The sequence below is a fragment of the Massilia sp. Root351 genome (assembly GCF_001425045.1).
Taxonomy (GTDB): Bacteria; Pseudomonadota; Gammaproteobacteria; order Burkholderiales; family Burkholderiaceae_D; genus Rugamonas.
Genome location: NZ_LMDJ01000005.1, coordinates 112,893 through 132,768, shown reverse-complemented (window position 1 = coordinate 132,768; position 19,876 = coordinate 112,893). Strand labels below are relative to the sequence as shown.

At 64.8% G+C, this 19,876-nt stretch carries 22 protein-coding genes; 18 read left to right on the top strand and 4 right to left on the bottom strand.

Annotated elements, in window-relative coordinates; translation table 11 throughout:
* The first annotated feature begins 61 nt into the window (after positions 1 to 61).
* From ASD15_RS09875 to ASD15_RS09805, 15 genes are all read left to right on the top strand, one after another.
* Entirely contained in the window at positions 62 to 1,765 is a 1,704-nt protein-coding gene (locus tag ASD15_RS09875) for a GspE/PulE family protein (RefSeq protein WP_057154673.1), read from the top strand.
* 1 nt (position 1,766) lies between these two features.
* Positions 1,767 to 2,993 carry a type II secretion system F family protein gene (locus ASD15_RS09870; protein ID WP_057154672.1) on the top strand — a complete coding sequence of 409 codons (1,227 nt, stop codon included), beginning with the start codon at positions 1,767 to 1,769 and terminating at the stop codon, positions 2,991 to 2,993.
* The gene (locus ASD15_RS09865) at positions 2,993 to 3,538 is read left to right on the top strand and encodes a type II secretion system protein (RefSeq protein WP_057154671.1); all 546 of its coding nucleotides are present in this window, start codon (positions 2,993 to 2,995) and stop codon (positions 3,536 to 3,538) included. Before ASD15_RS09870 ends, ASD15_RS09865 begins: the two co-directional genes overlap by 1 nt.
* Positions 3,539 to 3,600: 62 nt before the next feature.
* On the top strand, positions 3,601 to 4,062 hold the full coding sequence (locus ASD15_RS33645; RefSeq protein ID WP_057154670.1) for a type II secretion system protein: 462 nt from the start codon (positions 3,601 to 3,603) through the stop codon (positions 4,060 to 4,062).
* A gap of 22 nt (positions 4,063 to 4,084) precedes the next feature.
* Positions 4,085 to 4,630: a type II secretion system protein gene (locus ASD15_RS09855; protein ID WP_229418132.1), complete on the top strand. Its 546-nt coding sequence runs from the start codon at positions 4,085 to 4,087 to the stop codon at positions 4,628 to 4,630.
* Positions 4,620 to 5,183: a prepilin-type N-terminal cleavage/methylation domain-containing protein gene (locus tag ASD15_RS09850; RefSeq protein WP_057154669.1), complete on the top strand. Its 564-nt coding sequence runs from the start codon at positions 4,620 to 4,622 to the stop codon at positions 5,181 to 5,183. The genes ASD15_RS09855 and ASD15_RS09850 overlap by 11 nt, the downstream gene beginning before the upstream one ends.
* Positions 5,180 to 6,037, top strand: a complete 858-nt coding sequence (locus tag ASD15_RS09845; protein ID WP_057154668.1) for a prepilin-type N-terminal cleavage/methylation domain-containing protein — start codon at positions 5,180 to 5,182, stop codon at positions 6,035 to 6,037. The genes ASD15_RS09850 and ASD15_RS09845 overlap by 4 nt, the downstream gene beginning before the upstream one ends.
* A complete protein-coding gene (locus ASD15_RS09840; RefSeq protein ID WP_057154667.1) occupies positions 6,034 to 6,483 on the top strand; it encodes a hypothetical protein in 450 nt (149 codons plus the stop codon). The genes ASD15_RS09845 and ASD15_RS09840 overlap by 4 nt, the downstream gene beginning before the upstream one ends.
* Before the next feature lie 176 nt (positions 6,484 to 6,659).
* Positions 6,660 to 7,604 carry a hypothetical protein gene (locus ASD15_RS09835; RefSeq protein ID WP_057154666.1) on the top strand — a complete coding sequence of 315 codons (945 nt, stop codon included), beginning with the start codon at positions 6,660 to 6,662 and terminating at the stop codon, positions 7,602 to 7,604.
* On the top strand, positions 7,601 to 8,317 hold the full coding sequence (locus ASD15_RS09830; RefSeq protein WP_057154665.1) for a hypothetical protein: 717 nt from the start codon (positions 7,601 to 7,603) through the stop codon (positions 8,315 to 8,317). Before ASD15_RS09835 ends, ASD15_RS09830 begins: the two co-directional genes overlap by 4 nt.
* Positions 8,314 to 9,054, top strand: coding sequence for a type II secretion system protein GspM (gene gspM / locus ASD15_RS09825; protein WP_057154664.1), 741 nt, complete (start codon positions 8,314 to 8,316; stop codon positions 9,052 to 9,054). The genes ASD15_RS09830 and gspM overlap by 4 nt, the downstream gene beginning before the upstream one ends.
* Positions 9,039 to 9,392, top strand: a complete 354-nt coding sequence (locus tag ASD15_RS09820) for a hypothetical protein (protein WP_057154663.1) — start codon at positions 9,039 to 9,041, stop codon at positions 9,390 to 9,392. The genes gspM and ASD15_RS09820 overlap by 16 nt, the downstream gene beginning before the upstream one ends.
* Before the next feature lie 35 nt (positions 9,393 to 9,427).
* On the top strand, positions 9,428 to 11,212 hold the full coding sequence (mshL, locus tag ASD15_RS09815) for a pilus (MSHA type) biogenesis protein MshL (protein WP_057154662.1): 1,785 nt from the start codon (positions 9,428 to 9,430) through the stop codon (positions 11,210 to 11,212).
* On the top strand, positions 11,212 to 12,102 hold the full coding sequence (locus ASD15_RS09810; protein WP_057154661.1) for an ExeA family protein: 891 nt from the start codon (positions 11,212 to 11,214) through the stop codon (positions 12,100 to 12,102). The genes mshL and ASD15_RS09810 overlap by 1 nt, the downstream gene beginning before the upstream one ends.
* Positions 12,099 to 13,424 (top strand): tetratricopeptide repeat protein, encoded by a 1,326-nt coding sequence (locus ASD15_RS09805; RefSeq protein WP_082551716.1) that lies wholly within the window; start codon positions 12,099 to 12,101, stop codon positions 13,422 to 13,424. The genes ASD15_RS09810 and ASD15_RS09805 overlap by 4 nt, the downstream gene beginning before the upstream one ends.
* A 49-nt stretch (positions 13,425 to 13,473) precedes the next feature.
* Here the strand turns inward: ASD15_RS09805 and ASD15_RS09800 are convergent, their stop codons facing one another.
* From ASD15_RS09800 to ASD15_RS09790, 3 genes are all read right to left on the bottom strand, one after another.
* Entirely contained in the window at positions 13,474 to 14,472 is a 999-nt protein-coding gene (locus tag ASD15_RS09800; protein WP_057154771.1) for an HD-GYP domain-containing protein, read from the bottom strand.
* 25 nt (positions 14,473 to 14,497) lie between these two features.
* The gene (locus ASD15_RS09795) at positions 14,498 to 15,676 is read right to left on the bottom strand and encodes a pyridoxal phosphate-dependent aminotransferase (protein WP_057154659.1); all 1,179 of its coding nucleotides are present in this window, start codon (positions 15,674 to 15,676) and stop codon (positions 14,498 to 14,500) included.
* A 92-nt stretch (positions 15,677 to 15,768) separates the two neighbouring features.
* Positions 15,769 to 16,206, bottom strand: coding sequence for a putative toxin-antitoxin system toxin component, PIN family (locus ASD15_RS09790; protein ID WP_057154658.1), 438 nt, complete (start codon positions 16,204 to 16,206; stop codon positions 15,769 to 15,771).
* 37 nt (positions 16,207 to 16,243) lie between these two features.
* Here ASD15_RS09790 and yaaA point away from each other — a divergent pair, with 37 nt between their 5' ends.
* Positions 16,244 to 17,014, top strand: a complete 771-nt coding sequence (yaaA, locus tag ASD15_RS09785) for a peroxide stress protein YaaA (protein WP_057154657.1) — start codon at positions 16,244 to 16,246, stop codon at positions 17,012 to 17,014.
* A gap of 105 nt (positions 17,015 to 17,119) precedes the next feature.
* Here yaaA and ASD15_RS09780 read toward each other — a convergent pair whose 3' ends face one another.
* On the bottom strand, positions 17,120 to 17,923 hold the full coding sequence (locus ASD15_RS09780; protein ID WP_057154656.1) for an outer membrane protein assembly factor BamD: 804 nt from the start codon (positions 17,921 to 17,923) through the stop codon (positions 17,120 to 17,122).
* A 64-nt stretch (positions 17,924 to 17,987) separates the two neighbouring features.
* Between ASD15_RS09780 and ASD15_RS09775 the strand changes: the two genes are divergently transcribed.
* Entirely contained in the window at positions 17,988 to 19,061 is a 1,074-nt protein-coding gene (locus tag ASD15_RS09775) for an RluA family pseudouridine synthase (RefSeq protein ID WP_057154770.1), read from the top strand.
* Complete coding sequence (gene pgeF / locus ASD15_RS09770; RefSeq protein ID WP_057154655.1) at positions 19,061 to 19,870, top strand: peptidoglycan editing factor PgeF; 810 nt, start codon at positions 19,061 to 19,063, stop codon at positions 19,868 to 19,870. Before ASD15_RS09775 ends, pgeF begins: the two co-directional genes overlap by 1 nt.
* Positions 19,871 to 19,876: the final 6 nt, after the last annotated feature.

Here is a 19,876-nt window from a genome sequence, read left to right as displayed (position 1 = left end):
GTAGAAACGGCCTGATCTGGCATAAAATGGCCGCGACCATTGTGTAACGTCTGGAGTGTGTATGGCTCGGCCCGAAAAAGTCCGTTTAGGTGAAATCCTGGTGCAGCAAAAGCTGCTGACGGAGGAACAACTCGGACTGGCGCTGGCCGAACAGAAGCGCAGCGGCCGCAAACTCGGCCGGGTGTTCATCGAAAGCAGCTACGTTACCGAGGAGCAGATCGCCGGGGCGCTGGCGCGCCAGCTCAACATCCCCTACATCAACCTCAAGTTCTACAACATCAACCCGGAAGTGGTGCGCCTGCTGCCGGAAACCCAGGCCCGCCGCTTCCGCGCATTGGTGCTGGAGGACCGCAAGGGCTCGCTGCTGGTCGGCATCGCCGACCCCACCGACCTGTTCGCCTACGACGAAATCGCCCGCCTGGTGCATCAGAACATCGAGCTGGCCGTGGTCAACGAGACCGAGGTGCTGGCCGCCATTGACCGTATCTACCGCCGCACCGAGGACATTACCGACCTGGCGCGCGAGCTGGAGCAGGACCTGGGCGACGTGTCGGTGGACTTCGGCGCGTTGGCCGCCAACCCCGGCCTGGAAGAGGCGCCCATCGTCAAGCTGCTGCAGTCGGTGTTCGACGACGCCACCCAGGTGCGGGCTTCCGACATCCACATCGAGCCGCAGGAAAGCCGGCTGCAGATCCGCTTCCGCATCGACGGCGTGCTGCACCTGCAGACCGAGGCCGACATCAAGATCGCCCCCGCGCTGGCGCTGCGCCTGAAGCTGATGTCGGACCTGGACATCTCCGAAAAGCGCCTGCCGCAGGACGGCCGCTTCGCCGTGCGCGTGAAGAACCAGCGCATCGACGTGCGTATTTCGACCATGCCGACGCAGTACGGCGAGTCGGTGGTGATGCGTCTGCTGAACCAGGGCGGCATCAATTTGCGCCTGGACGCGATCGGCATGCCGCGCGGCATACTGGAGAAGTTCCGCGCCATCGTGCAGCGCCCCAACGGCCTGGTGCTGGTGACTGGCCCCACCGGCTCCGGCAAGACCACCACCTTATATAGTGCGTTGGCCGAGCTGAACTCGGTGGAGAAGAAACTGATCACCGTGGAAGACCCGGTGGAGTACCGCCTGCCCGGCATCAACCAGGTGCAGGTGAACGACAAGATCGAACTGAACTTCGCGCGCGTGCTGCGTTCCGCGCTGCGCCAGGACCCGGACATCGTGCTGGTGGGCGAGATGCGCGACCAGGAAACCGCCCAGATCGGCCTGCGCGCCGCCATGACCGGTCACCTGGTGCTGTCCACGCTGCACACCAACGACGCCGCCAGCACGCCGCTGCGCCTGATGGACATGGGCGTGCCGCGCTACATGGTGGGCAGCTCGCTGCAGGCCGTGCTGGCGCAGCGCCTGGTGCGCGTCATCTGCGAGAGCTGCACCACGCAATACACGCCCACCCCCACCGAGCACGAATGGCTGCGCCTGGAGTTGAACGACAAGGTGGACATGGCGCGCTACTTCCACGGCAAGGGCTGCTCGCACTGCAACGGCATGGGCTATCGCGGCCGTACCGGCGTGTACGAACTGCTGGAGATGACCCAGGCGGTGGTGGATGCGTCGCACCACCATGACACCAGCCATTTCATGAAGGTGGCGCACGCGCAGATGCGCGGCGAAACGCTGCGCCGGCATGCGGTGCACCTGGTGATCCAGGGCCGCACCACCATCGCTGAAGCCATGCGCATCAGCAACCAGTACGAGGAGTGACGTGCCATTCTTCGCCTATAAGGGCCGCAATGCGCGCGGCGAACTGTTGCAGGGGGTGCTGGAGGGCGCCGACAGCAATGCCGTGGCCGACCAGCTGTTCGGCACCGGCGTCACGCCGGTGGAGATCACCCTCACGCGGCAGGCCGTCAGCAAGGATGGCGAGAACTGGTGGACCCGGCTCACTGAGAAGAAGGTGACCTCGCTCGACGTGCAACTGTTCAGCCGCCAGATCTATACCTTGCTCAAGTCCGGCGTGCCCATCATGCGCGGGCTGGCGGGCTTGCAGGAATCGGCCATCAGCAAGTCGTTCGGGCGTGTCATCAAGGATTTGCGCGAGTCGCTGGACGCGGGCCGCGAACTGTCGGCCGCCATGCGGCGCCATCCTGAAGTGTTCAACAACTTTTACCTGTCCATGGTGAAAGTCGGCGAAATGACCGGCCGGCTGGACGAAGTATTCCTGCGCCTGTTCGACCACCTGGAATTCGACCGGGAGATGAAGAACCGGGTGAAGAGTGCCACGCGCTATCCGACGTTTGTCATTATCGCCATGACGCTGGCCATGATTATCGTCAACATCTTTGTCATTCCCCAATTTCAAAAGGTCTTCGAGAGCTTCCGTGCCGAGTTGCCACTGATGACGCGCATCTTAATAGGCACGTCAAAATTCACCGTCGATTATTGGCCGGCATTGCTGATCGCGGCAGTGGCGGGCTTCCTGGCTGCCCGCGCCTGGGTCGGGACGCCCAACGGGCGCTTCAGCTGGGACAAGGCCAAGCTGCGTTTCCCTATCGCCGGAAAAATTGTGCACAAGGCTACGATGGCACGGTTTGCGCGCAGCTTTGCGTTATCCAGCCGTAGCGGAGTGCCTATCGTGCAGGCGCTGACAGTGGTGTCTCAGACTGTCGATAATGCCTATTTGTCGTCGCGGGTTGAGCAAATGCGCGACAGCGTGGAGCGCGGCGACAGCATTCTGCGCACGTCCATAGCGGCGGGGGTATTCACGCCGGTGGTGCTGCAGATGATCGCGGTCGGCGAAGAGTCGGGTGCGCTGGACGATTTGATGGACGAGATCGCCGAAATGTATGAGCGCGAGGTCGACTACGAATTGAAAACCCTGGCATCCCAGATCGAACCGATCATGATCACCTTCCTGGGCGCCATGGTGCTGGTGCTGGCCCTGGGTATCTTTCTGCCGATCTGGAACCTGGGGCAAGCGGCGCTGCATTAATGTCTAAACCGCGCCAGTTCAGGATTCGTGTAGCGTCGCCGCAACGGTTGCACGCGAGAGGGTTTAGCCTGCTTGAGCTGGGTGTTGTTGCGATTATTTTCAGTGTGCTGGCGGCTGTGCTGCTACAGCGGTTGGCTTTTTATCAGGACCAGGCGGAACGGGCCGGCGCGCAATTATTGGTGGCAAATATGCGTAGCGCCTTATACGGCAAGGTTCTCGAGGCGGCAGTGCAGCAAGATAATGCTCAACTCGCCCGGTTAGCGGGCATGAACCCGGTTGGGCTGCTGAAACGATTACCCGAAAACTACAAAGGTGAGCTTGATGCTTTGACAGCAAATCGTCTCGAGCCGGGTTACTGGTATTTCATTCGGGACAAGCGCATGCTTGTCTATGTGTTCAGTGGGGAAAAAAGTTTTCCTATGGATTCAAATTTGCGCTGGTATTTCAAGGTAGAATTCAGCCGCTTGCCCACAAAAAACGCCAAGCCGGATGGAGCGCATGACCAGAATGGCAGCGTAGCCCTGATTCAAGTTGACGGAAGCTGAGGTCGTTATACATACTGACTGCAGGCCGTCACAATTTCTTTCAGACTAAGTTGGAGTAATAAATGCAAAACAAACAATTGGCTTCGTTGCGTGGTGGCGCTCAAGCAGGTTTTACCCTGATTGAACTGATCGTCGTTATTGTGATTCTGGGCATTCTGGCCGCCACGGCGTTGCCGAAGTTTGCTGACATGGGGGCAGATGCGCGTCGTGCCAAACTGATGGGCGCGCGTGGTGCTGTTGCCAGCGCGGCGTCGCTCGTGCATGGCCGTTGGCTGGTAACCGGCAGCGGGGTGGCCGGTAACGTGACAATGGAGGGTACGACCGTTGTGGCCGCCAATGCCCAAGGCTACCCAACCTTCGGCGCAATTGCAGATGCTGCGGGCTTGTCGACCAACGAGTACAACATTGTTGCGACTGCCGATCCGGTAACGATTTCGGTCGATGTCGCAAATGCCGGGACCTGCTTCTTTACCTACACGGCTTCGACTGGCGCGGTCAGTGCGGCCACCACCTCCAAGTGCTAGTCTGACCAACGACGCGCAGGCTGTGGCTTTGCCACGCGGCGTCGCCCAACTGCCTGGCCATCCGGCCAGGCAGTTTGGGTTTACGCTGGTTGAACTGATCATCGTCATGGTAGTGATAGGTGTGCTGGGCGCCGTCGCGGCGCCGCGCTTCTTCCAGCGCCAGGGTTTCGACGCCGTCACTTATGCCGACCAGGTACGCAGTGTGATCCGTTACGGGCAGAAGCTGGCGATCGCGCAGAACCGCAACGTGTTTGTGCGGCTGGACGGCGCCAGCGTGGCGTTGTGCTACGACGCTCCTGGCACCTGCGCGCAGCGGGTGCAGCCGGCCAGCGGCACCAATTCCGGCAGCAGTGCCACGCTGCAGCGCTGCGGCAATGCCACTGCCTGGGCCTGCGAGGGCGTGCCTGCCGGCCTGAGCATCACTGCCCATCCCAACTTCTTCTTCGACCCTTCCGGCGAGCCGTTCCTGGCCGCAGGCGGCAGCCTTCCCACGCAGACGGTTGCCGTCACCGGCGATGGCTTGAACCACAACGTCATCGTCACCACCCAAACCGGCTATGTCTATTAACCGGCGCCAGCGCGGCTTGACCATGATCGAGCTGATCATTTTCATCGTCATCGTCGGCGTGGCCGTGGTCGGCATCCTGCAAGTGCTCTCGCTGAATACGCGCAGCAGCGCCGACCCGGCCCGCCGCAAGCAGGCCATGGCGATTGCCGAGGGCCTGATGGAAGAGGTGCGGCAGGCGGCTTTTACCTGGTGCGACTTCAGCGATCCGCTGGTCGAGGAAGCTGCGGGCCCGGCAGGCTGCACCACCCGGGCGGAAGGCCCGGGACCGGAACCGGGCGCAGTGCGGCCGTTCGACAATGTGAACGACTACGGCAGCGCCAACGGCGCGCCGGTGCCGTACACCACCGATGTCACCGGCAATGCTTTCCCTGCCGGCTACAACGCGACCGTCACCGTGGCCAGCCAGGCGCTGGCGACAGTGCCGGCCGGCAGCGCGCTGCGCATCACTGTCAGCGTAGCGTACGGCACCGAAAGCGTGGTGCTGGAAAGCTACCGTACCCGCTACGCGCCGAACAGTACGCCGATCAGCCCCAAATCGGTGGGCTTGCCATGAAGCGGCGGCACTTCAATCGGCGCGCGCGCGGTTTCACGCTGGTGGAAGCCATTATCGTGATCGTCATCACGGGTATCGTGGCGGGCATGGTGGCGGTGTTCATCCGGGCGCCTGTGCAGAGCTATGTCGATACGGCGGCGCGCGCTGAGCTGAGCGACACGGCCGACCTGGTGCTGCGCCGCATGAGCCGCGAGTTGCGCCTGGCGCTGCCGAACTCCATGCTGCTGTCGAACGATGGGCGCTCCATCGGCTTCCTGCTGACCAGCACCGGCGGCCGCTATATCGACGAAACCGATAATCCGGTTGCCGGCGTGTTGCCGCTCAGTTTCACCAACACTGCCGCGACGACCTTTCATATGGCGGGCGCTGCGCCGGTTGGCCGCGAGGCCATCGTGCCGGGCAACTTTATCGTGGTCTACAACCTCGGCCGCAGCCAGGCGCCTGCCGACGCCTACAGCATGCGCAACGTGGCGCGTGTGACGGCCGTCAACGGCACGCTGATCACGATGAATGCGAATCCCTTCGCCAATGAAAATCCGGTCATGCCGTCGCCCGATCACCGGTTCCAGGTAGTGACCGGCGCCGTCACCTACCAGTGCGGGCTGCCGGCCGGTGGCGGCGAGGGCACGCTGACGCGTTTCTTCAGCAACCAGATACCGTTGAACGCCGATGTGCCGGCCCCGGTGGCGGGCACCGGCCAGCTGATGGCTGGCATGGTGGCCGCGTGCGAGTTCCGCGCCACGCAGCTGGCCACCGTGCAGGCGGCGCTGGTTACCATCACGCTCACGCTGCGCCATCGCAACGGCGAACAAGTCACCCTGGTGCGCCAGGTCCACGTGGACAACACGCCATGACATTCAAATTCCATCGTGCGATACGGCGCAGGCTGCAGGCCGGCGTCAGCCTGGTAACTGCCATCTTCCTGCTGGTGGTGCTGTCCGCATTGGGAGCGGCCATCGTCTCGCTGTCCGCCGGCCAGCAGGTCAGTTCGGCGCTGGACCTGACAGGGACGCGCGCCTACGAGGCGGCACGCTCGGGCGTTGAGGTGGGACTGTTCCAGAACACGCAAGCCGGGCAATGCGCGCCGCAGGTGTCGCTGGTGCCGCCCGCGCCCACGATGGCCGCCTTTACCGTGACGGTGCGCTGCGTCGTCAACCAGACTGCCAACTTGCCAGGCGGCTTGCCGCAAGTAACGGTCATCACGGCCACCGCTTGCAACCAGCCGGCCAACAATGCCTGCCCGAACCCCGCGCCGACTTCGCCGGACTATGTGCAGCGTGTGGTCACCGTGCAGTTCTGAGCGGCCGATGCCGGGCGCGCCTGTCGTGTCCCGGCAATTTTTGTCTCCATTCGGCAAAAAGCAGCCGAAAGTTGTTTCAAGGGGCCAAATATCGCCTCGCCGGGTCAGGAATCTTGAATATAATCAAGCCACTGCGACGGTTTGTGAATGCATCGCTAAATCATTGAGACGGTTTTATGATTTTTTGGGGTAAAGCGAAGAAGAAAGAGGGCTGGCTGGCCATTGCGCTGTACGCCGATGGCGTGCTGGCTGCGCTCGTCGAGCGCCGCCGCGATGCCAAACCCGTCGTGCAGATGGCGTTGTTCGTGCAGGGTAGCCGCGACCAGGCCGGCGCCGCCCTGGCGCGCTTGCACAAGGACATGAACACGGCCCAATACCAGTGCTCCAGCCTGCTTGGCATGGGCGAGTACCAGCTGCTGATGCTGGAGGCGCCGAACGTGCCCGCCGAGGAAATGAAGACGGCGGTGAGCTGGCGCCTGAAGGACATGATCGACTTCCCCGTCGCCGACGCCACCGTGGACGTGGTCGAGGTGCCGGTGGCCAGGAACGGCCCGGCGCACAACCACCAGTGCTTCGCGGTGGCGGCGCGCAATAGCCTGATCGAACCGCGCCAGCATCTGTTCGCCGACCACAAGGTCGGCCTGTCGGCGATCGACATCCCGGAAATGGCGCAGCGGAATATCTCGGCTTTGCTGGAGCCCGAAGGGCGCGGCGTGGCCATGCTGTCGTTCGACCTGGACGGCGGCCTGCTGACGGTCACCTTCGGCGGCGAGTTGTACCTGGCGCGCCGCATGGACGTGACGCTGGCACAGCTGCTGGGCGGCGACCGCGACAAGGTGCAGCAATTGCACGATCGCATCACGCTTGAATTGCAGCGCTCACTGGACCACTTCGAGCGCCAGTTCAGCTATGTGGCCGTGTCCAAGCTGGTGCTGGCGCCGACCGGCAGCCCCGCGCTGCACGAGTACCTGGCGCGCAATCTGTACCTGCCGGTGGAAGTGCTGGATCTGGATAGCGTGCTGGATCTGGACAAGGTGCCGGAATTGCGCGACGCGGCGCAGCAGGCGCGCTACTTCATGACGCTGGGCGCGGCGCTGCGCGACGAAGGAGCCAGCTCGTGAGCCAGCAGATCAATCTGTTCAACCCGCGCTTCCTCAAGCAGAAGAATTACTTCTCCGCCGCTGCGCTCGCCGCCGTGCTGGGTGTGGTGCTGGTGGGCGGCCTGGCAGCAGGCATGGTGGCGCGCCAGCGCGCTGCGGCCCTGGAGACGCGCGCGGCCGACGTGAAGAGCGAGCTGGCGGCGCGCGAAGCGCGCAAGGCCGCTGCCGCCACCGAATTGGCGCCGCGCCAGCGCAGCACGTCGGTGCAGCAGGAACTGGAGCAGGCGGAGGCAGAGAGCCGCGCGCTGCTGGGCGTGTCGGCCATACTGGACAAGGGCGAGTTCGGCAATACGCGCGGCTACTCGGCCTATTTCAAGGCATTCGCGCGCAGCCGCGTGAGCGGCTTGTGGCTGACGGGTGTGCAGATCGTCGGCGCCGGCAATGAAATCGGCTTGCAGGGACGCACTTTGCAGGCCAGCCTGCTGCCCGGCTACCTGAACGGCTTGTCGCGCGAGCCGGTGTTGAAGGGCACCACCTTCGGCCATCTGGAAATGGCGCAGCCCAAGCCGGCAGAGACGGCGCAGGGTGGGCAGGGCGGACAGCGTGCCCCTGCGCTGAGCCCGCTACCGCCGGGCGCGGCACCGGCGAACGCCGCAGTCCCGGCCGCCGTTGCGCCGTACATCGAATTCAGCCTGCAAGCCTTGCCGGCCGGCGCCAAGACGGAGGGCATATGAAGCAGCAATGGTTGAAACTGGCTGCCCGCGTGGAAGCGCTGAGCTTGCGCGAGCGGCTGATGGCGTGCGGCGCCGCCGCCGCCGCGCTGCTGTTCATTCTCTACACCATCATGATCGAGCCGGCCCTGGCGCGCGAGAAGTCGCTGCACGCCGTAATCGACCAGCAGCGGCAGCAGATCGCGGCCATAGATGTCGAGCTGGCGCAGCGCCAGGCGCTGGCGTTGATCGATCCCGACCAGGCCAGCAAGGCGCGCCTGGCGAAGCTCAAGGCTGAGAACGACACCATGCGCAAGGCGCTGCGCACCGTGCAAAAAGGCTTGGTGGCGCCGGAAAAGATCAGCCAGATGCTGGAACAGTTGCTGCAGGGTGGCAAGCTGAAGCTGGTGTCGCTGAAGACCTTGCCGCCACGCGGCATGAGCGATGGCCGCTTTTCCGAGCCGGAAGCGGGCGCCATGCCGGGCCTGCTCCAGGCCGCGCCTCCGCCGGCCCAGGCCGGCGCTGCCGGCGGGAAAGCGCCGGACCCGGCCGCCCAGCAGGAATTGTTGTACCGCCATGGCGTGCAACTGGAACTGCAAGGCAGCTACCTGGACATGGTGAGCTATATGGAAGCGCTGGAACGCATGCCGTCCCAGCTGTTCTGGGGCAAGGCCACGCTGGAAGCGCAGGAATACCCGAAGGCGCGCCTGACGCTGACGCTGTACACACTGAGCCTGGACACCAAATGGATATCGCTGTGAAGACCCGTGCCGCCATCCTCGCCTGCGTCCTGGCCGGGACCGCCGTCGGCGGCGCCGCGCAGGCGCAGACCCTGTCCGATCCGACCAGGCCGCCGGCAGTGCTGGGCGTGCCGGGCGGAGCTGGCGAGGGCGAGGCCGGCAACCCGGCTGCGCCGCAGCTGCAATCCATCCTGGTGTCGCGCGAACCAGGCGGGCGCCGCGTCGCGGTGATTAATGGCGAAATGGTGCGGCAGGGAATGAAATTCGGCGACGCCATCGTTGAGCGGGTGGGCGAGACGGAAGTGGTGCTGCGCCGGGGCAAATCCCGTGAAACGCTGAAGTTGTTCGCGAAACCATAATGCATATAAAAGTGCGACCAAACCGAGTAGAACACATGCAAAAACTCATACACATCGCTTGCGCCATCGGCGCCGCCGCCAGCCTGGCGGCCTGCCAGAGCCAGATCGCCGCGAAACGCGACACTTATGAGGAGATCAGCAACGAGGTGCGGCAGGCCGCGGCCAAGTCGCCCAAGCAGGCGGCCGCGCCGGACGCGGTGGAATCGGCCCTGATCCCGCCGCTGCCGGCGCTGGCTGCGCAGCTGCCCAAGGCGCGCGCGGTGCTGGACGAGCGCTTCAACGTGGCCTTCAACCAGGTCCCGGTGCAGCAGTTCTTCAACTCCATCGTGGCCGGCACCCGCTACAACATGCTGATCCATCCTGAAGTGAGCGGCACCATTACCGCGCACCTGAAGGACGTGACGCTGTTCGAGGCGCTGGACGCGGTGCGCGAGCTGTACGGCTACGACTACAAGGTGGAGGGCACGCGCATCTACATCCGTCCGCTGACCATGCAGACCCGCATGTTCAAGGTCAACTACCTGACCGCCAACCGCAAGGGCAGCTCGAATGTGCGCGTGTCGTCGACGTCGGTCGGCACGGTCGGCGCCACCACCTCCGGCCAGACCGGCAATGGCAGCAATAACGGCAGCAACCAGGGCAATGTGCCGCAGCCGGCGCAGCAGGGCAACCCGGTGCAAACGCAGCGCGACGCCAGCAACGTCACCACCACCTCCGACACCGATTTCTGGGCCGACCTGAAAGAAGCGCTGACGGCGCTGATGGGCGGCGTGGCGGACGGCCGCAGCCTGGTGATCAGCCCGCAGTCCGGCGTGATCGTGGTGCGCGCCATGCCCGAACAGCTACGCAATGTGGACCAGTACCTGAAAGCCACCCAGCTGGCGGTGGAGCGCCAGGTGATCCTGGAGGCGAAGATCCTGGAAGTGCAGCTCAACAGCGGCTTCCAGAGCGGCATCAACTGGGCCTCGTTCGCGTCCTTCAAGACCGGCCACGACAACCGCGTCTCGGCCGGCTTCCTGCAGCCCGGCTCGGCGCTGCAGCCGCTGCCGTTCCAGGGCGGCCAGCCGCCCACCATGACCACCGGCGCCGGCCTGGCCGCCAGCACCGGCTTTGCGCTGGCCAATGCCGCCAACAACGCCGGCTCGCTGTTCGGCCTGGCATTCCAGACCAGCAATTTCGCCGCCATGATTTCCTTCCTGGAGTCGCAGGGTTCGGTGCACGTGCTGTCGAGCCCGCGCATCGCCACCATGAACAACCAGAAGGCTGTGCTGAAGATCGGCACCGACGAGTTCTACGTCACCGGCGTCAGCACCACCACCAATTCCAACGCCACCGGCAACACCACCAGCCCCAACGTGACCTTGCAGCCGTTCTTCTCCGGCGTGGTGCTGGACGTGACGCCGCAGATCGACGACGACGGCAACATCATGCTGCACGTGCACCCGTCGGTCAGCCAAGTCACCACCGTCAACAAGGTGGTCAACCTGGGCAGCGCCGGTTCGTTGAACCTGCCGCTGGCAGCATCGAGCACGTCCGAGATGGACAGCATGGTGCGTGGCCAGGATGGCCAGATCGTCGCGATCGGCGGCCTGATGCGCCAGTCCTCCACCAACGACCGCTCGCAACTGCCCGGCGCCGGCGACCTGCCGGTGGTCGGTGCGCTGTTCCGCAATACCGACCAGCAGACCCAGAAGCGCGAACTGGTGGTGCTGATCAAGCCGACCATCGTCGATGGCGCCGCCAGCTGGACCCAGGACATGCAGGACGCCAGCGGCCGCATCGAGAAGCTGGACCCGCGCCGGCCTTCGGAGCGCCGCTGATGTACCAGTCCCACTTCGGCCTGCGCGAGGTGCCTTTCAGCATCACGCCGGACACCAGCTTTTTCTTCACCAGCCCGCATTCGCAGGAGGCGCTGAACACGCTGCTGGTGGCCGCCCGGAGCGGCGAAGGCTTCATCAAGATTACCGGCGAGGTCGGCACCGGCAAGACGCTGCTGTGCCGTAAGTTCCTGGCCACCCTGGGCGAGGAATTTGTCACCGCCTACATCCCGAATCCCTATCTCGAACCGCGCACGCTGATGCTGGCCCTGGCGGACGAACTGGAGCTGACGCTGGCGCGCGACGTGGACCAGCACCAGCTGCTCAAGTCGATCAATTACCGGCTGCTGGAACTGGCGGGGCAGGGCAAGCAGGTGGTGCTGTGCCTGGACGAAGCGCAGGCCATCCCGGTGGAGAGCCTGGAGGCGCTGCGCCTGCTGACCAACCTGGAGACGGAAAAGCGCAAGCTGCTGCAGATCGTGCTGTTCGGGCAGCCCGAACTGAACGCGCACCTGGAAAGCCCGACCATCCGGCAACTGGCGCAGCGCATTACCTTCCATTACCACCTGGGCGCGCTGTCCAGGGATGACCTCGATTACTACCTGGCGCACCGCCTGCGGGTGGCGGGCTATGCCGGCGGACGGCTGTTCGGCCACAGCGCGGTGCGCAAGCTGTATGCGGCCACCGGCGGCATTCCGCGCCTGGTCAACATCATGTCGCACAAGGCGCTGATGCTGGCTTACGGCGAAGGACGGCAGCAAGTGGAGAGACGCCACGTGGCGCTGGCTGCGTCCGACACCGTGGCGGCGCCGCGTGCGCGCTGGCCGTGGTTTGCCGGTGCGGCCGGATTGGCGCTGGCGGCCTGCGCACTAACCTGGGCGTTGATCAAATGAGCCTGATAAATAAAATGCTGCAGGATCTGGACGCGCGCGGCGGCGCACAGGCGGGGCGCGGCAACGTGCCGCAGATGCGCCCGGTCTCCGCTGGCAGTCAGACAGGGCGCGCAAAGATGGCGGCCGGCGCCGGGCTGGCCGTGGTGCTGCTGGCCGCAGGCGGCTGGCTCGGATGGCGCTATCTTCAGCGCCCGCCCGCGCTCACGTCTGGTACTGCGCCATTTGCGGCGCCTGCGGCCGCCATGCCCACGCAGGCGGCTGTCAACGCGGGGCCGCCGAACGCGCAGGGCGGCGCCGTGCAAGCGGACGCCGCCGCCGTGCATGCGGCGCCGGGCCATGCGGCAGTGGCCGCGCAGCCGGCTGCGGCGACGCCCGGGGCGGCGAATGGGGCAGCCAAGGGGCAGGCCGCGCAGCCGAATACGGCCCGCCTGCTGGCCGTGGCCCGTCCGATCCCGGTTGCACCGGCGGCCGTGCCTGCCGATGCCGGCGACGCCACCGCCAACTTTACGCGCCGACCACAGCGTACGCAGGCGGAGGAAAAGAGCGCGGCCCAGCTGGCGGCCGAACTGAAAGCAGCCAGAAAGCAGGCACGGCAGGCGAAAGCCGAAGCCGAGCGCCTGGCGGCAGGCGGCCGTGCGGCGGAGCGTGCCGCTGCAGGAACCGCCGCCGCTGCGCGCACGGTGAAAGCAGACGGCAAGCCCGTGCGCGGCGCGGACATCGCCATCCAGCCGGGCACCGGGGGCGTCACCGTCACCTCGCAGCAGCAGGGCGAAAACGCCTACCGGCGCGGACTGGCTGCCTTGCAGGAGGGCCGCGTGCAGGAGGCGCTGGCGAATATGGAGCAAGCCGTGTTCCTCTACCCGCGCCACGACACCGCGCGCCAGACCCTGGTCGGCCTGCTGATCGAGAACAAGCGGCACGAGGAAGCGATGCGCCATTTGCAGTTCGGCCTGGGCCTCGATCCCAAGCAGCCGCAGATGGCCATGATCTTGGCGCGGCTGCAGATTGAAAAGGGCGGCCCGGCGATTGAAACCTTGCAGCGCAGCCTGCCTTATGCGGCCGGCAACGGCGATTACCTGGCCTTCCTGGCAGGCGCATTGCAGCGGGCGCAGCGCAACCGCGAGGCGGCGGAGCAATATCAGGCCGCGCTGCGGCTTCAGCCGCAGAACGGCGTGTGGTGGATGGGACTGGGGATTTCGCTGCTGGCCGAGAAGCGCAACGCCGAGGCGCAGGAGGCGTTCACGCGCGCCAGGAACAGCGGCAACCTGTCGCAGGAACTGCAGAGCTTCGTCGAGCGCAAGCTGCAGCAGCTGGCGCGCTGAGGGACGGCGGCCCATGCAGCGGCACTGCTAAGCCGCCATTGCATGCGGCCTACAAGCTCGCCTGCTCGCCCCAGATCTGTTTCATGCTGAAGCGTACGTCGGCCTGGTCCTCGCTGAGGACTTCCGCAATCGCGCATTCCGGATCGCTGGCGCGGCGCAGCGCCTGGCTCAAGCCGCTCGCGTCGCGCAGCGATTTGCCGCTGGCGTCGCGCAGGCAATGGATGTGGATGTCGCCGCCGCCGTCGCGCTGCATCACCACGCCCACTTCGCCGTTTTGCAGCCGCACCAGCGCCCCCGGCGGGTATTTGCCGATCTGGCTGATGAACTGGTCCGCCAGCAGCGGGTCGCTGACCCGCGCCGGGTCGCCCAGCAGGTTGTGCAGCGCCTTGTCCGGCAGCACCGAACAGCGGTAGTTGCGGGCCGATACCTGTGCGCAGTAGCGGTCGGCCAAACTGATCAGGCGCGCGTTCTGCGTGATGTCGGCGCTGGTGCGGCCTTCCGGGTAGCCGGTGCCGTCGTCGTTCTCGTGGTGCATCAGCACGCAGGCGATCCATTCCTCGTCTTCCACGCCCGCGTCGCGCAGCAGGCCCACGCTTTCCTCCGGGTGGCGCCGCACGATGGACATTTCCTCGCTGGTCAGGCTGGAACTTTTGTTGAAAGTGTTCTGGTGCCGCAGCATGCCCACGTTCATGGTCAGCGCTGCGGCGGTAATGACCAGCAGTTCCTCGCGCGTCTTGCGCATGCGCTGCGCCACCAGGGCGGCCACGATGGCGGTTTCGATGCAATGGCGCACCGCGTACGTGCCGGCGATCTGGCTCAGGAAGATGCAGGCCAGCGCCACGTCGTGGTTCAGTTCCACCGCGGCCATCACTTCGCGCGCGATGGCCAGCAGCTCGCTCTGCGCATTGGCCTCGTTGCGCAGATCGGCCAGCAGCTTTTCCAGCCGGCGGTTGGATTTGTTCAGCGCGTTAAGTACCGAAGGCCGCGCCATGGCGAGGTTGCTGTTGTCGCCCAGGACGATGTCTTTCAAGCTGCTGTACTGGTTCATGATGGTCCCCGTGCCGCCGGTCTTCTTATATGCCGGCCAGGCGTTCAAGCGCCAGGGCCAGTGTGTCGTCCTTCTTGGCAAAGCAGAAGCGCACGATGCCCGACTCCTTGCCCTGCTGGTAAAACGCCGAAACCGGTATCGCCGCCACCTTGATCTCGGTGGTCAGCCATTCCGCGAACTGCGCTTCCGGCATGTCCGAAATGGCGCCGTAGCGCACGCACTGGAAATAAGTGCCGTCGGCCGGCAGCAGCTCGAAGCGGCTGCCTTGCAGGCCATTGCGGAAGATGTCGCGCTTGCGCTGGTAGAACGCCGGCAGGTCCAGGTAGGGCGCCGGGTCGGCCATGTAGCCGGCGATGCCGTGCTGCATGGGCGTGTTGATCGAGAACACGTTGTACTGGTGCACCTTGCGGAACTCCGCCATCAGCGCCGCCGGCGCTGCCACGTAGCCGATTTTCCAGCCGGTGACGTGATAGGTTTTGCCGAAGCTGGAAACGACGAAGCTGCGCGCGGCCAGGTCCGGGTGGCGGCAGATCGACTCGTGGCGCTGGCCGTCGTACACCATGTGCTCGTACACCTCGTCCGACAGGATCAGCACATTGGTGCCGCGCACGATGTCGGCCAATGCCAGCATGTCCGCTTCGCGCAGCACGCTGCCGGTGGGATTGTGCGGGGTGTTGATGACGATCATGCGGGTTTTGCCGTTGACGGCAGCCTGCACCTTGTGCCACGGCACGCTGTAGCCGGCCGCGCCCACTTCCATCTGCACCCGCACGGCCACGCCGCCGGCCAGTTCGATGGCGGGCAGGTAGCTGTCGTATGCCGGTTCGATGACGATCACTTCCTCGCCCGGATGGACCGCGCACAGGATGGCAGTGGTCAGCGCCTGGGTGGCGCCGGCGGTGACGGTGATCTCGGCGTTGACGTCGTATGCATGGCCGTAGTGCGCGGCAATCTTGGCGACGATGGCCTGCCGCAGCACCGGCGCGCCGGTCATCATCGGATACTGGTTGAAGCCGGAGCGCATGGCGTCGGTCACCATATCGACCAGTGTCGGCTCGCAGGCGAAGTCGGGGAAGCCCTGGCCCAGGTTGACGGCGCCGTGTTCGGCGGCCAGCGTGGACATGCGGGTGAAGACGGTGGTGCCGACGGCCGGCAAGCGGGTGGTCAGGACGGGCGTTGCAGGCGGGATTTGACGGCTGTTCATAGGGCGTTGGCGTAAGAATCGTTTGCTTATTCTAGCGCAGGCGCCCTGGTTCGGTGTTGCTCAAAAGCCCGCTATTTTATTGCACGGGAGGTTCAGGCCTCCAGTGTCCACGCTTCCGGCACCATCACCTTGAACATGCCGGCCTTGGCCAGGCGCTTGCCCAGTTTCAGCAGCGCCTTGTCCTTGGTGATGAGGATGGCCGCGCCGGCGTCGCGCGCCAGTTCCAGGAATTTCTGGTCGTCGCGGTCGGTGCACACCGGCAGGCGGATGCCCGACTCCGGCGGCGCCACCACCTTGATCAGCTGGTCGAAGCGCGCCGCGCTCAGGGGACGGCTGTCGTCGTCCAGCGGCAGGTGCTGGTAGTGCAGCACCACCAGGTATTCCTCGCGGCAGTCGGCGCGCGTGATGGCTTCCACGGCGCCGCTTTCGATGGCGGACAGCAGCGCCGCCCAGCGCGGGTCATTGAAGACGAACAGGTCGAGGCAGACATTGGTGTCCAGCACGATGCGTTTTGGCGAAACAGGTATCATGTCGGTTCTTGATATGAAGTAAGTATTCTTAAAATTTATGCTGATAGTGCTTTCGCCCGCCAAAAGTCTCGACCTGGAGACCCCTCCGACCACCAAGCTGCACACCCAACCCGATTTTCTCGACCATTCCGAGCAGCTGATCAACCGCCTGCGCGAATATTCGCCGGCCGAGATCGGCGAACTGATGGATATTTCCGATGCGCTATCCTCGCTGAACGTGGCGCGCTATGCCTCCTGGACCAAGGATACGTCCGAAGCGCGGCAGGCGGTGATGACGTTCAACGGCGACGTGTACGACGGCCTGGCCGCGCGCACGCTCACGCCCAAGCAGCTTGACTACACCCAGCGCCGGGTGCGCATCCTGTCCGGCCTGTACGGCATGCTGCGCCCGCTGGACCTGATCCATCCGCACCGGCTGGAGATGGGTACGCGCCTGAGCACGCCGCGCGGCAAGGATTTGTACACCTTCTGGGGCGACACCATCGCCGATGCGCTGAACCAGACAGCGGAAGAGCAGGGCGCCGAGGTGCTGGTGAACCTTGCCTCGGAGGAATATTTCAAGTCGGTCAAGCGCGCCAGGCTGGGCATGCCGGTCATCACGCCCGTGTTCGAGGACTGGAAGAACGGCAAGTACAAGATTATTTCGTTCTATGCCAAGCGCGCGCGCGGCCTGCTGGCGCGCTACGCGGCGGTGAAGAACATCACCAATCCGGAAAAACTGAAGGCCTTCGACGTGGACGGCTACGCCTTCGACAAGCAGGATTCGGACGAGCGTACCTGGGTGTTCCGGCGCCGCGTTGCGGACTGAGCCTGGCGGCTTGCGGCGTCCCGCCTGACCCGCCCTACAGCGGCACGCAGGGCGGGCTGGACGCGCAGCGTCGTATCCCGCCCGTCCTTAGCCCCAGAGTTTCCACTACTGGCGTTCTTTTTTCACGCCTTCGTCGAGGAATTTGCTGTTCGGGTAGTTCTGCTTGAACACGCGCAAGGCGTCGTCGTGCAGTTTGACGTTGCCCATTTTCTCGTAGCCGCGGATCATGATGAACAGCGCTTCCTCGATCGACGGCGAGTCGCGGTAGTCGCTGATCACGCCCATGGCGCGGTTCACGGAGGCCAGATAGGCGCCGCGGCGGTAGTAGTAACGCGCCACGTGCACCTCGTAGGAGGCCATCGCGTTGATCAGATACTTCATACGGTCGATCGCATCCGGCGTATACTGGCTGTCCGGGAACTTGTCGACCAGCGCTTTAAACGCTGCGAAGGCTTCGCGGGTGGCTTTCGGATCGCGCTCGGTGGGGTCCTGTTCGTAGATGAAGTTCAGGAAACCGATCTGGTCGTTAAAGCTGATCAGGCCGCGCAGGTAGTACATATAGTCCACGTTGGCGTGATTGGGGTGCAGCTTGATGAAGCGCTCCACGGCGGCCAGCGCCTGGGCCTGGTCCTGCGCCTTGTAGTTGGCGTAGGCGATTTCCATCTGGGCTTGTACTGCGTACGTACCGAACGGATAGCTCGATTCCAGCCTTTCAAACAACTGAATTGCGCGCTCGTAGTGTCCGCCTGCCAATTCCTCCTTGGCCTCCGAGTATAATTTCGTAGCGGACCAGCCTTTGGTTTCATCTGCCTTTTCCGGCAGCAAGCTGCAGCCGGAAAGGCCAAGCAGTGCGAAAGTTACTGCGGTTGCTGCTGCTTTTGCTGCGATAGCCGAATATTTTTTTTGCATGTTGTTTTGCAAGAACGTTTAACCAAGATTGTACAACTGGCTGATTATAGCCGATGGGAATGCTGTGATTTTAACTAATAACGAAATAGACGCCGACTTTGATGCTGACTTCCTGGGCGAAGACGAGGCCGGCGACGCGCTGGCCCCTATCGTACTCGAATTGAGCCCCGAAGCGTGCGGCGAACGCCTCGACAAAGTCATCTCCAAGCTGGTGCCCCAGTTTTCGCGCGGCCGCCTGCAGATGTGGATCGAGGACGGCTTCGTTACCGTGGACGGCAAGACCTCCAAGACCAAGGCCACCGTGTATGGCGACGAGAAGGTCGTCATCCTGCCGCAGCCGGACCAGGAAACCGAGGCTTACAAGCCGGAAGAAATGGACCTGGACATCGTCTATGAAGATGAGCACTTGATCGTGGTCAACAAGGCGGCCGGTGTGGTGGTTCACCCGGGCAACGGCAACTGGAGCGGGACGCTGCTGAACGGCCTGCTGCACCATTGCCCGCAACTGATCGGCGTGCCGCGCGCCGGCATCGTGCACCGGCTGGACAAGGACACCAGCGGCCTGATGGTGGTGGGCAAGACCCTGGCCGCGCAGACCGACCTGGTGCGCCAGCTGCAGGCGCGCACCGTCAAGCGCGAGTACTGGTGCCTGGTGTGGGGCACGCCGCAGTCCGGCGGCACCATCAACGCGCCCATGGGCCGCCACCAGAAGGATCGCGTCAAGATGGCCGTGTCCACCGGCCTGGGCGCCAAGCCGGCCATCACGCACTACGAGCGTATCGAGTCGGGCGTGCTGGACGGCCGTCCGGTGAGCCTGGTGCAGTGCCGCCTGTCCACCGGCCGCACCCACCAGATCCGCGTGCACATGGCCCACCTCGGCTTCCCGCTGATCGGCGACTATGTGTACGGCAAGCCGCACCTGACGCACTTCTTCCCGCGCCAGGCGCTGCAGGCGCGCCGCCTGGGCCTGATCCACCCGGCCACCGGCGAGGCCTGCGAATGGCGCGTGCCGCTGGCCGACGATTTTGCCGAGCTGCTGGACAAGGTCGGCATCCACAACCCCGGCCTGGGCGACGTGGGCGGCGACATCGAAGACGACTACCAGGAAGACGACTTCGACTACGGCGACGACGACTGATGACAGTCTTCAGGCCATCCCTCCAATTGCTGGTGCCCGAGTGGCCGGGCCTGCCGCCCAATATCGGCACGCTGGCCACCACGCGGCGCGGCGGCGTCAGCCCGCCGCCTTATGACGACGGCCAGGGCAGCGGCGGCCTGAACCTGGGCATCCATGTCGGCGACCAGCCCCACAACGTGGCGCAGAACCGCGCGCTGCTGGCGGCCGAGTTGCCGGACGAGCCGGTCTGGCTGAACCAGGTGCACGGCGTGGCCGTGGTGGACGCCGGCAAGGTGCGTCCCGGCCAGGTGCCGACGGCCGACGCCAGTATCGCGCGCGTGCCGAATACGGTTTGCGCTATCCTCACGGCCGACTGCCTGCCGGTGCTGTTCTGCGACACCGCCGGCACGGTGGTGGCCGCGGCGCACGCGGGCTGGCGCGGCCTGGCCGATGGGGTGCTGCAGGAAACCACGCGCGCCATGCGCGACGCCGGGGCCGGGGAGATCATGGCCTGGCTGGGCGTGGCCATCGGCCCGGTGCGTTTCGAAGTCGGCAACGACGTGCTGCAAGCGTTCCTGAAGCAGGCCCAGCAAGCGGAGGACGCGGCGGCAGCCGAGGCGCTGGTGCGGGCGGCGTTCGCGCCCATTCCGGCCAAGCCCGGCAAATACCTGGCGGACATGTACGCGCTGGCGCGCGCCATCCTGCGGCGCGACGGGGTGACCCGCGTCGCGGGCGGGGAATACTGCACGGTGTCGAATTCCGGCCGTTTTTATTCCTACCGGCGCGACGGCGTGACCGGAAGGCAAGCGAGTTTGATCTGGATCAAATAACGTGCG

Excerpts from the sequence above, each read along its gene's own strand:
- ASD15_RS09795 (WP_057154659.1), bottom strand. The coding sequence starts at position 15,676 with ATGAACAGCCGTCAAATCCCGCCTGCAACGCCCGTCCTGACCACCCGC.
- ASD15_RS09820 (WP_057154663.1), top strand. The coding sequence starts at position 9,039 with ATGGATATCGCTGTGAAGACCCGTGCCGCCATCCTCGCCTGCGTCCTG.
- yaaA (WP_057154657.1), top strand. The coding sequence starts at position 16,244 with ATGCTGATAGTGCTTTCGCCCGCCAAAAGTCTCGACCTGGAGACCCCT.
- ASD15_RS09850 (WP_057154669.1), top strand. The coding sequence starts at position 4,620 with ATGTCTATTAACCGGCGCCAGCGCGGCTTGACCATGATCGAGCTGATC.
- ASD15_RS09805 (WP_082551716.1), top strand. The coding sequence starts at position 12,099 with ATGAGCCTGATAAATAAAATGCTGCAGGATCTGGACGCGCGCGGCGGC.
- ASD15_RS09790 (WP_057154658.1), bottom strand. The coding sequence starts at position 16,206 with ATGATACCTGTTTCGCCAAAACGCATCGTGCTGGACACCAATGTCTGC.
- gspM (WP_057154664.1), top strand. The coding sequence starts at position 8,314 with ATGAAGCAGCAATGGTTGAAACTGGCTGCCCGCGTGGAAGCGCTGAGC.
- pgeF (WP_057154655.1), top strand. The coding sequence starts at position 19,061 with ATGACAGTCTTCAGGCCATCCCTCCAATTGCTGGTGCCCGAGTGGCCG.
- ASD15_RS09810 (WP_057154661.1), top strand. The coding sequence starts at position 11,212 with ATGTACCAGTCCCACTTCGGCCTGCGCGAGGTGCCTTTCAGCATCACG.
- ASD15_RS09800 (WP_057154771.1), bottom strand. The coding sequence starts at position 14,472 with ATGAACCAGTACAGCAGCTTGAAAGACATCGTCCTGGGCGACAACAGC.
- mshL (WP_057154662.1), top strand. The coding sequence starts at position 9,428 with ATGCAAAAACTCATACACATCGCTTGCGCCATCGGCGCCGCCGCCAGC.
- ASD15_RS33645 (WP_057154670.1), top strand. The coding sequence starts at position 3,601 with ATGCAAAACAAACAATTGGCTTCGTTGCGTGGTGGCGCTCAAGCAGGT.
- ASD15_RS09845 (WP_057154668.1), top strand. The coding sequence starts at position 5,180 with ATGAAGCGGCGGCACTTCAATCGGCGCGCGCGCGGTTTCACGCTGGTG.
- ASD15_RS09780 (WP_057154656.1), bottom strand. The coding sequence starts at position 17,923 with ATGCAAAAAAAATATTCGGCTATCGCAGCAAAAGCAGCAGCAACCGCA.
- ASD15_RS09875 (WP_057154673.1), top strand. The coding sequence starts at position 62 with ATGGCTCGGCCCGAAAAAGTCCGTTTAGGTGAAATCCTGGTGCAGCAA.
- ASD15_RS09835 (WP_057154666.1), top strand. The coding sequence starts at position 6,660 with ATGATTTTTTGGGGTAAAGCGAAGAAGAAAGAGGGCTGGCTGGCCATT.
- ASD15_RS09865 (WP_057154671.1), top strand. The coding sequence starts at position 2,993 with ATGTCTAAACCGCGCCAGTTCAGGATTCGTGTAGCGTCGCCGCAACGG.
- ASD15_RS09840 (WP_057154667.1), top strand. The coding sequence starts at position 6,034 with ATGACATTCAAATTCCATCGTGCGATACGGCGCAGGCTGCAGGCCGGC.